The following is a 14,247-nucleotide window of genomic DNA, read 5'->3' as shown; positions in this document are numbered from 1 at the left end:
TCACCGCGTCGGATAACCAGCTACGACAAGATGAGTAGTTACCGATTTTTCTATCAAAGGGATCCACCGCGATCTCCTCCAGATCAGAAGAGCCCGACTGGACCCGCCCCGTACCTGGGCACCCCGCAATCCCGATCCGACCAGCGGATGGCAACGACCAGCCACCCGGTCGACCACCCCGCAGGACTGGCTGCCGCAGCTGGGGCCACGCCACCGCAACCGGTGACGCCCAGACGGGCGGGGATCGGATGCTGGTCAGCTGACTGGGCGTCGGCGTGTCGAGTCGACCAGGCGTAGTGGATCAACGTCAACGCCCGACGCGGACGCCACCAGGATGTCTGCAGCGGGAAGTTGTTGGCGGCCGGGCAGCGCCGTGCTCCCAGCTGTGTCAGATCCCACGAGAGGGGAGAGCACAGTGAACAATCGACTGGTACGCCTGGCGCTGGCCGCGCTGGTGGTGGCGGGCAGCACCCTGGTCGGGGTGGCGGTGGCCGCTCCGGCGTCGGCGGTGCCCGGCCTGGTCTTCGTCAGCGGCGTCAGCGCGCTCGACTCGACCAGCAGCAAGGAGGCCCTCGCGGTCTGCCCGGCCGGCACCCGGATCCTCGGTGGCGGCGGCTACGTCAACGGCGGCGGCCGGCAGGTCGGGTTCACCCGGCTGCAGGCGCTCGGCAGCAGCGACCGGTTCGCCGCCGGTGCGGCGGAGAACGGCGCCTACGCCGGCAACTGGCGGGTACACGCGTACGGCATCTGCGGCCGGGCCCCGGCCGGGCTGCAGTACGTCAGCTTCCAGACGGCCAGCAACTCCGACAGCTACAAGGCCGCGACGGCGAGCTGCCCGGCCGGCAAGCAGTTGATCAGCGTCGGTGCCCGCACCCTGAACGGTGCCGGCAACGTGGTGATCGACGACCTGCGGCCGAACTCGGCGCTGACCAGTGCCACGGTCACCGGCTACGAGGACGAGGCCGGCTACGCCGGCAGTTGGAGCCTCTGGTCGTACGGTGTCTGCGCCAACCCGCTGCCCGGACTCCAACTGGTCACCGCGACCGCGGCGGTCAACTCGGCCGACAAGGTGGTCGGTGCCTCGTGCCCGGCCGGTAAGCGGCTGCACGGGTTGGGTGCCGAGATCACCGGCGGGGTGGGCCAGGCGATCCACGCCGGCGTCTACCCGGACGCCGCGCTGACCAGCGCCGTCGACATCTCGCTGGAGGACCCGACCGGCATCCCCGGCAACTGGTACACCCGCGCGTACGCGATCTGCGCGACCTGACCGGTCACTGTCGATGATCACCGGGTGCGGCCGACCCGTCGGGTCGGCCGCACCTCACCTGCCGCAGCGCCCGGACGGCGGGTTCCGGCACCGGGAACGCAGCACCGGAAGCAGCACCGGAGCCTTGTGGTCAAGATTATGGTCAACTAGAATTCAGGTCATGACGATTCTTCCGCTCAACGAGGTCAAGACCCGGTTCTCCGCGATCGCCGACGAGGTCGCGGCCACCCACGATCGAGTCGTGGTGACCCGGAACGGCAAGCCCCACGTCATGGTGATCTCCGTAGACGAGTTCGAGTCTCTCCAGATGACCCGCGAGATCCTCGCGACACCTGGCGCGCTCGAGGACATCAGGGAAGGCGCGAGGGACATCGAGGAGGGTCGCTACCACACACTCGCCGATGCTCGGGTAGCGCTTGAGGCTCGGCGCCGCGACGAGGCTGACGAGTTGTGAGCGATCGCTATGACGTACGGCTGTCACCAGGGGCGTCCCGCGCGTTGCGGGTTGGACCACCTCGAGGTCTCCCGGAGGCCGCTGCCTTCGCTGTATATGAATTCCTTGACGGGCCACTGCGGGAGGACCCGTGGCGCGTGTCCAAGCCTCTACGAGACGAACTAGACGGCTTTCGAGGAGCACGTCGGGGTGAATACCGTGTCGTCCTTTCCGTCGACGAGGAGCACAGGATCGTCAACGTCGTCCGGATCGACCACCGCACGAACATCTACCGATAGCAGTCGAAACATCGAGCCCAAGACCAAACCTGGTCCGGGGACCGCGCCGCCGGACCAGCGCCCTGCCCGGACGTGTCGCTGACGATCCGCTGACGGACAAGGAGCCGAGGTAAGCCAGTCAGCAGTAGAGGCACCCCGGTCCGGGGTGCCTCTACTGGCTGTATAGATGGTGGGCGATACTGGGATCGAACCAGTGACCTCTTCGGTGTGAACGAAGCGCTCTCCCGCTGAGCTAATCGCCCTCAGCGCGGATGACTGTACCCGATCGTCCCGCCCGGGCGCACATCCGGGTCGCGGTCGGCTCAGTTGGTGGCGAGGTAGCGCAGGAAGCTGGCGATCACGTCGATGCCGAGGCCGATCTTCAGCGAGACGACGACCACGACCGCGACAAAGACGAGGCCCACCCCGGCGATGCCGAGCCGCACCGGCCAACTCTGCCGGGTCGCCCACCGGGTCCACCCTTGGACATGGCGTCGGGCGAAGGCGAGCAGCCGCTTGGCCCAGTGGAACTCCACACCCCAGACCGCCAGTCCGCCGAAGACGATCAGCCAGCCCGGCCCCGGCAGCGGGATCAGCACCAGGCCGAGGACGACAATCAGGGCTCCCAGCAGACCGACGCCGACCTTCAAGGCGATCCGGCCGGTGGGATTGGAGCGGATCAGGGCGAGGGTCACCCGGATCCGTTGGCGAAACCCGGACAACGTACGCGGTGCCTCCGGTTCGGGACGATCGGTGACTGCGACCGGAGCGCCGCTCCCACCCTGACGTCCGATCGGGTCACTCCCCACCTGGTCTCCCCCCGACTCGGCGCGTCCGACAGTCTCATCCGCCGGGTCGTACGGCGCATGACCCGGTGTTGAATTCTCGGTCATCCGCTTGGCGGAGGAGGGTTTTATGGCCATTTTGCCCCTCATTGTCGCCCGCCCCGTCACCACAGGGCACCACTGGACGTTACCGGAGTGAGTCGACGTCTGAACCACCCGACGCCGGGCACGTCCCAGTACCTCAGCAGATCCGGACAAGTTATCTAAAAAGGACTTTTTTAGTGCATCCCGGAACCGCTTCCCTCTACTGGGTGAGATCAGCGATAGACGGAGCGTAGTCAAATGCAAGGCCGGAGTATGGGGAAAGCGGGGCGGGCGTCCCGCAGCGGTGCCGGGGGGAGAACGTCCATGAGTGTCATCCGACCAACGACCGTCGAGGTCGAGACGTCACTACGGCTCATCGCGCCTGACGCTACCGCGCTGCCGGTACGAGCCAGCCTGCGTTACGAACCGAGTGATCCGTACGCGGTCCATGTGCTCTTCCACGCGGAGTCAGCCGGCGGTGAAGCGGTCAGCTGGTCGTTCGCCCGCGAACTTCTGGTGACCGGTCTCGACGAACCGGCCGGGATCGGCGACGTCCGGGTCTGGCCCTGGGCGACTCCCCGGGGCGACTTCGTCGCGCTCGCGCTGAGCTCCCCGGACGGCAACGCGCTGTTCGAGGTGCCGCGCAGCGTGCTGGTCCGTTTCCTGCGCCGCACCTACGTCGTGGTGCCCCGCGGTCGCGAGTCCGACCACCTGGACGTGGACACCGCGGTGAACCGGCTGCTGGCCGGGCGCTGATCGGAACGGCCGGCCCCGCCGGACCCGGCGGGGACCACGGCTGTTTCGCGTGACGGGAGTACGGCGATGCGCCGTACTCCCGCCGCTGGTGTGCCCCGGCGCAGGCCGGGAGGTCGGGATGGATGCGCCCGGCCACCGAGGTGCGGTTGCGGCGCGCTGCGGTTACCGTCGAAACCGATGGTTCAGCCCGATCAGCTCGCCCGCCGGATGTCCGACCCGGATCCCCGGGAGCCAGCGATCAATGCGACTACTCTCAGTGACAGTCCGACTGCCGCCGAATCAACCCGACCACGGCTGCTCCCCCACGACGAACTGCTACTGGTCACCGCCGGTCACGGTAGCCACGAGATCGACTTCGTCGCGTACCCGTGCCGACCCGGCACCTTGCTGTGGGCCCACGCCGGGCAGGTCGTCCGGGCCGGCGGACAGCACGGTCTGGACGCGATTCTGGTGCGATGGACCGCCGCACCAGGCATGCCGGACCGGCCCACCTCCCTCGCCCACTGGCAGCTCACCGGCGAGGACGCCGACGCCATCATCAACGAGGTCAGCCAACTCGTCGTGGACAGCCAGCGGCCCCAGCGGACGGCGCTCGTCGACGAACTCCTCCGCCATGAACTGCGGGTCCTGCTGCTGCGGATCGCTCTGCTGCCGTACGGCTCCCCGCCGGCGTTCGGTGCCCCCACCGCAGATGACCACCCCGGTGACGATCCCGCATCGGCGGACGAGGCACCCGGGGCCGGCTCGTCGAGGTGGGACACCTTCCGGCGGTTCCGAACCGAGGTGGAGCGGGACCACGCGCGCAGCCGACGGGTCGAGGAGTACGCCGAACGGCTGTCCTGCGCGGTCCGCACCCTCACCCGGGCCAGCCTCACCGTGACCGGGCGGACCGCCAAACAGGTGATTGACGACCGGGTGGCCCTGCAGGCCAAACGGTTGCTCGCGGCGACCGACCTGCCGGTGGCCCAGATCGGTGCGCGGCTCGGCTTCCCCGAGCCGACGAACTTCGGCCGTTTCTTCCAGCGCGAGGTGGGGTGCAGCCCGGGGAGCTTCCGCGCCGACCTGCGGGAACGCCCACCGGTGACCGACCGGGTCGCGGCAACCGGCATGATGGTGGCGTGCAGATCTCCGCGCGCGGCGACTACGCGGTACGAGCAGCGCTGATCCTGGCTGCCGCGTACCCGACGCTGATGTCCACCCAGGCGATCGCCGCCGAGCAGGACATGCCGCGCAAGTTCCTCGAGGCGGTGCTGGCCGATCTACGCCGAGGCGGGGTGGTCCGGGCACAGCGCGGCGCGGAGGGTGGCTACACGCTGAGCCAGCCGCCCGGGGACGTGACCATCGGCATGATCCTGCGGGCGGTGGACGGGCCACTGGCGGGGGTACGCGGGCTACGTCCGGAAGAGACCCGGTACGCGGGCGCCGCGGAGAACCTGCCCCGGCTCTGGATCGCGGTACGCGCCGCGTTGCGCGAGGTGGTCGACGAGGTCAGCCTCGCCGAGGTGCTCACCGGCCGGATGCCGGCGCACGTCCGCAAACTGACCCTGAAGCCGGACGCCTGGGAGTCCCGCTAGTCAAGCATGTGGACGGTGGGTTTGCCGCTCGACGCGGCAGGGAACTGACCAGCCCACCTGCTGACTGCCGATGGAGGGAGCGCAAGCGATGGGCGTGATGTTCCGCAAGCGGAAGCGGTTCGGCCCGCTCCAGTTGAACTTCACCGAGAACGGGTTCTCGTCCTGGACCATCCGGATCGGCCGATGGTCGTGGAACTCGCGGGCCAAGAGGCACCGGTACGACCTGCCCGGCCCGTTCTCGTGGAAGCAGGACAAGTCGCGTAGCTGAGCGGCGCTGGACAACGAGCGAAGGCTCGGCGGGATCGCCCCGCCGGGCCGAGGTACGGCGTACCACTGCCATCTGCCTGCTGATGGTCCTGCTCTACTACCTGGTCCCGGTGGAGCCGGGGGTGACGGGGATGCATCTCGCGGTCCGCGCCGTGATCACCGTCGTCGGCGTGGCACTGGTGACCGCGCTGGTGCTGCGGCAGATCCGCGACCAGATCACCGCCGATCCGTCCGACGTACGCCTCACCCGGCTGGCGATCGCACTGGTCGGCGGAGTGATCGTGTTCGCGCTGGCCGACCTGGTCATCTCGTTCAGCGACCCGGACCAGTTCGTCGACTTGACGACGAAGACCGACGCGCTCCACTTCGCGATCGGCACGCTCACCACCGTCGGATACGGCGACGTGCACGCCGAGGGCCAACTCGCCCGCGCGGCGGTGGGCGTCCAGATGGTGTTCAGCGTCGGGGTACTCGCCACGGCGCGTCGCTGCTGGTCAGGCGGTGGACGGAGTACGCCCGCCGGCAGCCGGGGCGGTCGGGGTGATCTCCACGTCGCCGGCCAACCGTCCGTCCGCCGGCCGGCGCCGCACCTGGTCGGCGGCGAGCAGACCGGCCAGCGCCCGGTTGGCGTCGGCGGCCCGGTGGACCGTCCCGGTCACCGTGAAGCTCCGCAGCTCGGCGACGGTCCGGGAACCGCACTCGATGAGATGGGCGTACAGCCGGTCCTGCAGCGCGGCGAGCCCGTGGTCCGGCTCCTGCCCGGCGACGGCCGTTGCCTGCGGATCGTCGGCGGTACGCAGCCCCCACCCCGCCGGACCGACCTCCCAGAGTGCCTCCTTGAACGCCTCGATCCGTTTGCCGGACCCGGTGGCGAAGGCGACCGGGTACGACGTACCGCCGTCGACCTGCCCGGCCGCGCCGGCTGGCACCAGCTCGACGACGCTGACCAGCGGAAAGCCGGCTGCGGTCAACGCCGGGTGCAGCTCAGCTGATGAAGCCGCTCCGACCACCAGCAGCTCGGCCGGGCGGCCGGCCGTCGACGCACGCCACACGGCGGGTCCGGGCAGCGGGCCACCGGCCAGGTCGAGGTGGCACAACAGCGGCGCGTTGGCGGCCGCGGCGGCGGTCACGGCCACCGGGAGTAGCTCCGGACCGCCGGGCAGCAGATGGGCCGTCACCGCCGCCGGCAGCCCGGTCGGGTCCGCCTCGGCACCGGAGGAGGTTACGGTGACGACCGTCAGGTGCCGGCCGGTGACCAGTTCCGGGTGGTCGGCGACGGCGCGCAGCGCGGCGTCCGCAGTCGCGCCCGCCGGACCCTGGTACGCCTGAACGAAGGTGGCGCGGCGGGCCTGGCGCAGCGCGGCGGGAACCCAGGTGCTCAGGTGGCGGAGCAACAGGTCGCGCGGGACCCGGCCCGCCGGCTCGGCTGTCATGGCGTCCGTTCTACCGGCCCGGGTCACGGCCCGCACGGGCGGGGCCGACCCGGCTACCAAGATGTGGGCCGGCTCAGCCCGGCACCGAGACGCCGACGCCACCGCGGGTCCGGGCCCCGTACCGCTGCTTCTCCCGGGTCAGGTCGAGCGGCCGGATCCGTTTGCGGGCGGCGAGCGCCTGCTCGTCGAGGCGGTCGGCGGGGACCAGCCAGACGACCTCGAACTCCAGCCCGTCCGGATCCCGGCCGTACAGGCTCTTGGTGGTCCCGTGGTCGGAGGTGCCGACCAGGGCGCCGGCGGCGGCGAGCCGGGTGGCGAGCAGCTCGAGCTCGTCGAGCGTGTCCACCTCCCAGGCCAGGTGGTAGAGGCCGACGGTGCCGCGACCCGCGCCGGACGGTGCGGCGTGCCCACCGATCTCGAACAGGCCGAGGTCGTGGTCGTTGGTGGAGTCGGGTGCCTGCAGGAAGGCCGCGCCGGAAAAGCCGTCGGGGGTCATCGGCACGACGGAGAACCCGAGCACGTCCCGGTAGAACGCCAGGCTCCGGTCGAGGCTCGAGATGTACAGCACGGCGTGGTTGAGACGGTGGATTCCCATGTGATGAAGGCTAGCGCGAGTTAGTTCAACGCTCAACCATTGCCGGTATGATGGTGGTCATGACCCGCTGGCTCGACGACGACGAACAGCGCACCTGGCGCGCGTACCTCTACGCCACCAGGACGCTGGCCGCGACCCTGGACCGCGAACTGCAGGCGAACGCGGGAATACCGCACGCGTACTACGAGATCCTGGTCCGGCTCTCCGAGGCACCCCAGCGCACCCTGCGGATGAGCGAGCTCGCCGACGCCACCGACTCCTCCCGCAGTCGGCTGTCGCACGCCGTGTCCCGGCTGGAACAGATCGGCTGGGTCCGCCGCGAGGAGTGTCCGACCGACCGGCGCGGTCAGTTCGCGGTGCTCACCGATCCCGGCTTCACCGCCCTCACCGCCGCCGCGCCCGGCCACGTCGACGCGGTCCGGCGACACCTGTTCGACCAACTGACCCCCGAACAGGTCGATCAGCTGCGGATCATCAGCGAAGCGATAGTCAAGCATCTGGCCGGTAACAATCCGCCATCATGAGCGAACTGTCCCACATCAGACCCTTGTACAGACCGTCGTCGGACACGCACGATGGGACGTGTCTCTCGGCCTGGGCGAAATCACCACGCAGGCGCACGGCCTGATCAGCGTCGGCGACCTGCCGGGCGCGCGTAACTTGCTGGCCACGGCGTTGGCCGACACCGACCCGCGTCCCACACACGCCGGCACCGAACAGGCAGAGGCCGCCGGCCTGCTGGCCCGGGTGACGGTCGCGCTCGGCGAGGCACCGGCGGCCCGGGCGTGGGCGGCGTACGCGTACTCGGCGAACCAGCGGCTGCACGGTACGGCGGACGAACGGACCATCGGGGCCGCCGCCACCCTCGCCGCCGTCCTGCACCGGGTGGGCAGCGACGCCCGCGCCGCGCACCTGTACCGCGAGGTGATCGACGAACTCTGCGCCATCGACGGCCCCGAGTCGCTCCGGGTCCTGGCCGCCCACGCGGACCTCGCCACCGTCGAGTTCGCCCGTGGCGAGTGCGACATCGCCCGGGACCGCCTGGAGGATGCCTGGGAACTGCACCGCGAGGTGTACGGCGAGGGGCATCCGGCCGGGATCAAGATGCTCGCCCGGCTCGGCGCGATGCAACGCGACTGTGGCCGGCTCACCGAGTCCGACGTCAGCCTGTCGCTCGCCATCGATTTGTGCCGCACCCGCCTGCCGGCGGACCATCCGCTGGTCGGGCAGGTCGCCGCGCTGGCCGAGGCGCCGGCGGATCCGGCGCACCGCTGTGGCGGGCAGGGGCCGGTCGACGACGGGCCGAACGGCACCGACGGCCCGGATCCGGACCGCAGTCCGGACGACAACGGCGCCCCAGGCCCGATCCGTCGGTCGGACGACAATGGCGCCCTGGGCCCGATCCGTCGGTCGGACGACAACGGCGCCCTGGGCCACGACGGCACCCTGGACCAGGACAGCTGGCCGCCCGGCACCAGGCCGGCCGGTGGACCGGCGGCTCCGGCTGCCCCGGCGGCCGATCCCGCCGGGCGTGACCGGCTTACCGGTCCGGCCTGGGCCGAGCCCGGCTGGATCGAGCCGGAACCACCGGTTACTGAGGTAGCCGACCCCCGCTGGTCGGCGGCGTTCTGGGCGGAACCGAGCGCACCGTCGGCGACGCCGCCCGCCGACCGGTCAACCGACGACGAGGCGGACGGCCATCGGGACGGACGGCACCGGGCCGACCCACCCTGGCTCGACCCGCTGGACCAACCGCTGGACCAATCGGTGCCCGACCCGGCGGCCGAGCTGGACAGCGGCCGGCCGTGGACCCAGCACGGCTGGATCGAACGGGAGCCGGCGGGCGGCGACGCCGACGACCCGCTCTGGTCGCCCAGTGGTTGGCTGGCCGACGACCCCTCCCCTGCCGGGCAGAACACGACCGGGCAGAAGCAGGGCGGCGAACAGCGCCAACCGGACGAACCCGACCCGGCCGACGGCCGGCCCGCCAGCATCCCACCGCCCCGGGTGCCGATCGATCTGCCACCGTCCGGCTCCGCCGACCAGGACGGGTCACCTGGCATCTGGCTCTTCGACGAACCGTGGTGGCCGCCCGAGCAGTCCGGTGCCGGCGACGACGATCCAGCCGCTCCGGGTCGCCCGGACGGCCCAGATCGCGCTGACGAACCAGATCGCCCGGACGCCTCGGACGCCGCCGGCCCGGTCAGCCCGTTCGGGCCGGTCCGGTTCCGGCAAGCAACCGGCCCGTCAGCGGCCGACAGCTCCCCAGCCGGCAGTTCCATGAGCGACCCGGCGGCCGTGCCCGGCGAACCGGCACCACCGGAGACCCCTGCCTTCGTACCCAACCCACGGGTGCCCAACGGGGCAGGCGCTCGACCGGAGCCGGCACCACCGGTGCACGACGAGGGCTACGCGGGCCCGGACGCCTCGGTCGATGCCGACTCCGCGGTCCGGCACGTCGAGGTCGCGGACGGGCCGGGCACCGGAGCCACAGACCGACCAGCCGCGAGCGTCACAGCCGGTGGAGCCGGCACGGGCCGAAGCACCGGGACGCTGTCCCGGCTGCCGCGGCGCGAACTCAGCCGGATACCGGACCGCCGCAGGAATCTTCCGGTCCGGCGGCAACGAGGACAGTTGGTGCCGGTACCCAAGCCGGTGGCGACCGCTGCCCGCCCGCGCGGGCCGATGCTGGTGTTCACCGGCGTGGTGGTGGTCCTGCTCGGCGCGGCGGCGGTAGTGGCCGGCGTCAGCCTGGTCGACGAGACGCCCTCCGGGCCGACCGGGGCACCGGCCGAGGTCAACCCCCCAACGGGTACGCCGACCAGCGCCACGCCGCCGGCCGCACCGGGTACCGCGCCCGGCGGCGTGGGCCTGCGCGACAACCGGGACAGCGTGACGTTGACCTGGACCTACCCGGCCGGTGCCGAGGGACAGGTGCTGATCTCCGGGGGAAGCAGCGATCAGCAGCCCCGGGCCTTCATGACGTTGCCGGCGGGTGCGGACAGCTTCGTCGCGTACGGGCTGGACGAGTCGATCGACTACTGCTTCACGGTCGCCGTGGTCTACTCGGCCGACGTGATCGGGCAGGCCGACCCGGTCTGCACGGACCGGGCAGCGAACGCCCGGTGACCTGTCCGGTCTATTCCGGGCCGGGCTCGTCGTCCACCGGGTCTGCCGGGAGCAGGACCCGGACCTGAAGTCCGGTACGGCGGGCACCGTCGCATCCTGCCGCAGCAGCGTCGCGTCCCGCCGCGTCGTCCGCCCGCACCGCGTCGTCCGCCCGCACCGCGTCGTCCGCCCGCACCGCGTCGGCCAGCTCGACGGTGCCGCCGTGCCGGCGGACCAGCTGCGCGACGATAGCCAGGCCGAGCCCGGCGCCACCGGCGTCGCGGGCCCGCGCGTCGTCGAGCCGGGTGAACCGGTCAAAGACCCGTTGCCGGTCGGCCGGTGGGACGCCCGGACCGTCATCGGTGACCAGCAGCTCGTGCCAGTGCGGCCCGGCCGGTCGGGCGGTCACCAGCACCTCGGAACGGGCGTGCCGGACCGCGTTGTCCAGCAGGTTGGCCAGCACCCGGACCAGCGCGTCCGGGTCGCCGGCGATCCACAGCGGCCGGTCCGGCGGCACCACCCGCACCGGCGGTCGTGAATATCGGGCGGCCACCGTGGCTGCCAGCTCGCCCAGTTCCACCGGACCGACCGGGCCGAGCACCACACCGGGCTGGTCAGCCTGCTGGTCGGCGCGGGCCAGCAGCAGCAGGTCGTCGACCAGTCGGCTGAGCCGTTGACTGTCCGCCAGCAGGTCGTCGGCGACCGCCGGCCAGTCCGTCCGGCTCCCGAGCCGCTGCGCCACCTCAAGTTGCGTACGCAGGCTGGCCAGCGGACTGCGCAGCTCATGGGCGGCGTCGGCGACGAAAGCGCGTTGCCGGGCCCGCGCGGCCTCCAACCGGTCGAGCATGTCGTTGAGGGTGACCGCCAGCCGGTGAATCTCGTCGCCACCGCCGGGCACCGGCAGGTGTCCGGCCTGGTCGCCACCGGTGATCTCGGCCGCGCCGGCCCGCAGCTTCTCCACCGGCCGCAGCGTCGCCCCGACGGCCCGCCAGACGATCACCGTAACCGCGGCCGCCAACAGTGGGAACGTCATCAGCAGGATCACCCGGACCAGGGCGACGCTGCGGTTGAGGTCGGCCATCGACCGGGCGACCAGCACGGTACGCGGCTGCGCCGGCCCGCCGGCCGGTTGGGCGATCACCCGGACCGGGCCGCGCAGACCGAGCCGGGAACCCGGCACGGTGACCGCCCCGGTCGGGTCGGCGGCAAGCTGTTCCCGCTCGCCCGCGTAGAGCATCGGGACGAGCCGGTCGGCGCCGATGGACGCGGCGCGTATCCGTCCCCGCTCGTCGACGATCTGCACCCGTACGTCGTTGCCGGCCACCGGCAACGGGTCGGGCACCGCGTCGGCGGCCACCAGCTGGGCGATCGCGTCGGCGGTGGTCCGGGTGTCGGCGTCGGCGCTGCGTTCCAGTGCCAGCGCGAGAACGGCGGTGAGCCCGATCGCCCCGGCTGCCAGGCCGGCGGCGAGACCCAGCACGCTGATCGCGGTCAGCCGGGTACGCAGGCTGAGCCGGACCCGCAGGTACACCCGCCACCGACCGGGATGCGCCACCGAAGGTCGCCGCCCGGTCACGGGACCAGCCGGTAGCCGGCACCCCGGACGGTCTCCAGCCGATCCCGGCCGATCTTGCGGCGCAGGTACCCGATGTACACCTCGACGGCGTTCGGCGCGGTGTCGACGCTGGCCTCCCAGACGTGGTCGAGCAGTTCGATCTTGGAGACCACCTCGCCGGCCCGCCGCATCAGGTACTCCAGCAGGGCGTACTCACGGGCGGTGAGCGCCACCTCGGCGTCGGCCCGGGTGACCCGTCGCCGGGCCGGGTCGAGGCTCAGGTCACCGGCGGTGAGCACGGCGGGCCGCTGCGGCGCGCCGCGCCGCAGCAGGGCACGCAGCCGAGCCAGCAGCACCACGTACGAGAAGGGCTTGGTCAGGTAGTCGTCGGCACCGCAGTCGAGGCCGTCCGCCTGGTCGTACTCGCCGTCCTTCGCGGACAGAATCAGCACCGGCAGCCAGTTCCGCTCGGCACGCAGTTGGCGCACCACCCGGTAGCCGGACAGTCCGGGCAGCATCACGTCGAGGATCATCGCGTCGTAACCGCCGTGCCGGGCCAGCTCCAGCCCGGCCGGCCCGCTCGCGGCGACGTCCACGACGAAGCCTTCCTCCTGCAGGCCACGCCGTAGGGCGTCGGCCAGCCGGACCTCGTCCTCCACCACCAGAACACGCACCCGGTCAAGGGTGCCATCATGGGTGGGCGAGCGGGTTACCCGTGACCGTCGTCGCTGAGCGTGTTCTCAGCTTGGCCACCGGCTCTCAGCAACGTCTCAGTACACCCGGCGCACGATGGGTGGCAGGAGGTACGAAGATGTCGGTATTCACATCCCGGCCGGCGATGCGCTGGCTGGTCCCCACCGCGTCGGCGGCGGTACTCGTCGGCGGCGGCGTGGCCGTGGGGGCGCTCGCCGCGTCCGCTGACCCGGTCCTGCCGCCGCGCAGCGCCGAGCAGCTGCTGGTCGACCTGCAGACCGCCGAGGTCGACGGCATGTCCGGGACGGTCGTGCACCGCGCCGAGCTGGGCCTGCCGGCGGCGCTCAACCTGGCCGGCCAGATCGGCGCCGGCAACGGGCTCGGTTCGCTGATCGACGGTACGCAGACCCTGCGCGTCTGGTACGCCGGTCCGGATCAGGCCCGGCTGGCGATGGTCCGCACGCTGGGCGAGACCGATGTCATCCGCAACGGGCGGGACGTCTGGATCTGGTCCAGCCAGGAGCAGCAGGCCACCCACTTCGAGCTGCCGGCCGAGGGCGACGCCGACGCGGCGGACGAGCGGGCCGGCACCGATCCGGCGCCGGAGCTGCCCGTCACCCCGCAGGCGGCGGCCGACGAGGTGCTCAAGGCGATCGACCCGAGCACCGAGGTGTCGGTGGGCCGCTCGGCGGAGCTCGCCGGGCGGACCGCGTACGAGCTGGTGCTCACCCCGCGCGACGAGGACTCGCTGGTCGAGGAGATCCGGATCGCGATCGACTCGGTGGAGTACGTGCCGCTGCGGCTCGCGGTCTATCCGGTCGGTGCCGACCGGGCCGCCATCGAGACGGCGTTCACCCAGGTCAGCTTCGACACACCGGATGAGGAGCAGTTCGTCTTCAACCCACCGCCGGGCACCGAGGTGATCGAGGCGGGCGAGGACGATGTCGCGGCGCCGGGTGACGGTTCCCGGGGTCCGGATCAGCTGCCGGGCGACGCCGAGACGGACGGCATGCTGGAGGAGCTGACGCAGGGCTGGGCGGACAGCGAGGACGCGGTCCGTACGGTCGGCAGCGGTTGGGGCACCGTCCTGGTGGTCACGCCGCCGGCCGAGGCGGCAGCGGCGGCCGAAGAGCACGCCGGGGACTCCGCCGAGGGCGCGCAGGTCATGCAGATGCTGGGTGACCTGCCGGCGGTCGACGGGCCGTGGGGCAGCGGCCGACTGTTCTCCAGTGCGCTGTTCACCGCGTTGATCGCCGACGACGGCCGGCTGTTCGCCGGCGCGGTGACTCCGGAGCGGCTGTACGAGGTGGCGAACGAGACCCGCTGACTTGACCGGTCCACTACCGGCGTCGACCCCGGATCACCGGGCGTCGACGCCGGTAGCGGCGTTTGTAGGGCCTGATCAGCTAGAGCTATCGA

At 71.7% G+C, this 14,247-nt stretch carries 15 protein-coding genes, 1 tRNA gene and 1 pseudogene; 11 read left to right on the top strand and 6 right to left on the bottom strand.

Annotated elements, in window-relative coordinates; all coding sequences use genetic code 11:
• The first annotated feature begins 415 nt into the window (after nt 1-415).
• The 3 genes from EDC02_RS04705 (at nt 416) to EDC02_RS42665 (ending at nt 1,999) form a co-directional block, all read left to right on the top strand.
• Nucleotides 416-1,267: a hypothetical protein gene (locus tag EDC02_RS04705; protein WP_123600889.1), complete on the top strand. Its 852-nt coding sequence runs from the start codon at nt 416-418 to the stop codon at nt 1,265-1,267.
• 160 nt (nt 1,268-1,427) lie between these two features.
• Entirely contained in the window at nt 1,428-1,721 is a 294-nt protein-coding gene (locus EDC02_RS04700) for a type II toxin-antitoxin system Phd/YefM family antitoxin (protein ID WP_158632051.1), read from the top strand.
• Nucleotides 1,718-1,999 (top strand): type II toxin-antitoxin system RelE/ParE family toxin, encoded by a 282-nt coding sequence (locus tag EDC02_RS42665; protein ID WP_123600887.1) that lies wholly within the window; start codon nt 1,718-1,720, stop codon nt 1,997-1,999. Before EDC02_RS04700 ends, EDC02_RS42665 begins: the two co-directional genes overlap by 4 nt.
• A gap of 167 nt (nt 2,000-2,166) precedes the next feature.
• Here EDC02_RS42665 and EDC02_RS04690 read toward each other — a convergent pair.
• Nucleotides 2,167-2,241, bottom strand: a tRNA-Val gene (locus tag EDC02_RS04690).
• 60 nt (nt 2,242-2,301) lie between these two features.
• Nucleotides 2,302-2,871 (bottom strand): TIGR02611 family protein, encoded by a 570-nt coding sequence (locus tag EDC02_RS04685; protein ID WP_123600886.1) that lies wholly within the window; start codon nt 2,869-2,871, stop codon nt 2,302-2,304.
• A gap of 300 nt (nt 2,872-3,171) precedes the next feature.
• Here EDC02_RS04685 and EDC02_RS04680 point away from each other — a divergent pair, with 300 nt between their 5' ends.
• The 5 genes and pseudogenes from EDC02_RS04680 to EDC02_RS41295 form a co-directional block, all read left to right on the top strand.
• Nucleotides 3,172-3,603, top strand: coding sequence for an SsgA family sporulation/cell division regulator (locus EDC02_RS04680; RefSeq protein WP_123600885.1), 432 nt, complete (start codon nt 3,172-3,174; stop codon nt 3,601-3,603).
• 177 nt (nt 3,604-3,780) lie between these two features.
• Entirely contained in the window at nt 3,781-4,767 is a 987-nt protein-coding gene (locus EDC02_RS04675; protein ID WP_123600884.1) for an AraC family transcriptional regulator, read from the top strand.
• A complete protein-coding gene (locus EDC02_RS04670; RefSeq protein ID WP_123600883.1) occupies nt 4,722-5,177 on the top strand; it encodes an Rrf2 family transcriptional regulator in 456 nt (151 codons plus the stop codon). The genes EDC02_RS04675 and EDC02_RS04670 overlap by 46 nt, the downstream gene beginning before the upstream one ends.
• An 88-nt stretch (nt 5,178-5,265) precedes the next feature.
• Nucleotides 5,266-5,445: a DUF4236 domain-containing protein gene (locus EDC02_RS04665; protein WP_123600882.1), complete on the top strand. Its 180-nt coding sequence runs from the start codon at nt 5,266-5,268 to the stop codon at nt 5,443-5,445.
• A gap of 82 nt (nt 5,446-5,527) precedes the next feature.
• Nucleotides 5,528-5,863 (top strand): annotated as a pseudogene (locus EDC02_RS41295) (ion channel); the annotation flags it as partial.
• Nucleotides 5,864-5,938: 75 nt separating this feature from the next.
• On the opposite strand, the gene EDC02_RS04655 reads toward EDC02_RS41295, so the two are convergent.
• Nucleotides 5,939-6,877, bottom strand: a complete 939-nt coding sequence (locus tag EDC02_RS04655; RefSeq protein ID WP_123600881.1) for a hypothetical protein — start codon at nt 6,875-6,877, stop codon at nt 5,939-5,941.
• Between the two features lie 73 nt (nt 6,878-6,950).
• Nucleotides 6,951-7,472, bottom strand: a complete 522-nt coding sequence (locus EDC02_RS04650; protein WP_123600880.1) for a VOC family protein — start codon at nt 7,470-7,472, stop codon at nt 6,951-6,953.
• A 50-nt stretch (nt 7,473-7,522) separates the two neighbouring features.
• Here EDC02_RS04650 and EDC02_RS04645 point away from each other — a divergent pair, with 50 nt between their 5' ends.
• Together EDC02_RS04645 and EDC02_RS42660 are read left to right on the top strand one after the other, a co-directional pair.
• Nucleotides 7,523-7,996: a MarR family winged helix-turn-helix transcriptional regulator gene (locus EDC02_RS04645; protein ID WP_123604500.1), complete on the top strand. Its 474-nt coding sequence runs from the start codon at nt 7,523-7,525 to the stop codon at nt 7,994-7,996.
• A gap of 58 nt (nt 7,997-8,054) precedes the next feature.
• Nucleotides 8,055-10,601 carry a tetratricopeptide repeat protein gene (locus EDC02_RS42660; protein WP_123600879.1) on the top strand — a complete coding sequence of 849 codons (2,547 nt, stop codon included), beginning with the start codon at nt 8,055-8,057 and terminating at the stop codon, nt 10,599-10,601.
• 10 nt (nt 10,602-10,611) lie between these two features.
• On the opposite strand, the gene EDC02_RS04635 is transcribed toward EDC02_RS42660, so the two are convergent.
• Together EDC02_RS04635 and EDC02_RS04630 are read right to left on the bottom strand one after the other, a co-directional pair.
• Nucleotides 10,612-12,111 (bottom strand): ATP-binding protein, encoded by a 1,500-nt coding sequence (locus tag EDC02_RS04635; protein WP_370461519.1) that lies wholly within the window; start codon nt 12,109-12,111, stop codon nt 10,612-10,614.
• 41 nt (nt 12,112-12,152) lie between these two features.
• The gene (locus EDC02_RS04630; RefSeq protein WP_123600877.1) at nt 12,153-12,809 is read right to left on the bottom strand and encodes a response regulator transcription factor; all 657 of its coding nucleotides are present in this window, start codon (nt 12,807-12,809) and stop codon (nt 12,153-12,155) included.
• A gap of 137 nt (nt 12,810-12,946) precedes the next feature.
• Between EDC02_RS04630 and EDC02_RS04625 the strand changes: the two genes are divergently transcribed.
• Nucleotides 12,947-14,155 carry a hypothetical protein gene (locus EDC02_RS04625; protein WP_123600876.1) on the top strand — a complete coding sequence of 403 codons (1,209 nt, stop codon included), beginning with the start codon at nt 12,947-12,949 and terminating at the stop codon, nt 14,153-14,155.
• Nucleotides 14,156-14,247: the final 92 nt, after the last annotated feature.

It is taken from the genome of Micromonospora sp. Llam0 (assembly GCF_003751085.1).
In the GTDB taxonomy this organism is placed as follows: domain Bacteria; phylum Actinomycetota; class Actinomycetes; order Mycobacteriales; family Micromonosporaceae; genus Micromonospora_E.
Note: the sequence above shows the minus strand (reverse complement) of the source record. Positions and strands in the feature narration are given on the sequence as shown.

Bases quoted from the DNA above. Each gene is read 5' to 3' on its own strand.
- EDC02_RS04655 (WP_123600881.1), bottom strand. From the start codon at position 6,877: ATGACAGCCGAGCCGGCGGGCCGGGTCCCGCGCGACCTGTTGCTCCGC.
- EDC02_RS04625 (WP_123600876.1), top strand. From the start codon at position 12,947: ATGTCGGTATTCACATCCCGGCCGGCGATGCGCTGGCTGGTCCCCACC.
- EDC02_RS04665 (WP_123600882.1), top strand. From the start codon at position 5,266: ATGGGCGTGATGTTCCGCAAGCGGAAGCGGTTCGGCCCGCTCCAGTTG.
- EDC02_RS04700 (WP_158632051.1), top strand. From the start codon at position 1,428: ATGACGATTCTTCCGCTCAACGAGGTCAAGACCCGGTTCTCCGCGATC.
- EDC02_RS04645 (WP_123604500.1), top strand. From the start codon at position 7,523: ATGGTGGTCATGACCCGCTGGCTCGACGACGACGAACAGCGCACCTGG.
- EDC02_RS04650 (WP_123600880.1), bottom strand. From the start codon at position 7,472: ATGGGAATCCACCGTCTCAACCACGCCGTGCTGTACATCTCGAGCCTC.
- EDC02_RS04685 (WP_123600886.1), bottom strand. From the start codon at position 2,871: ATGACCGAGAATTCAACACCGGGTCATGCGCCGTACGACCCGGCGGAT.
- EDC02_RS04680 (WP_123600885.1), top strand. From the start codon at position 3,172: ATGAGTGTCATCCGACCAACGACCGTCGAGGTCGAGACGTCACTACGG.
- EDC02_RS04675 (WP_123600884.1), top strand. From the start codon at position 3,781: ATGGTTCAGCCCGATCAGCTCGCCCGCCGGATGTCCGACCCGGATCCC.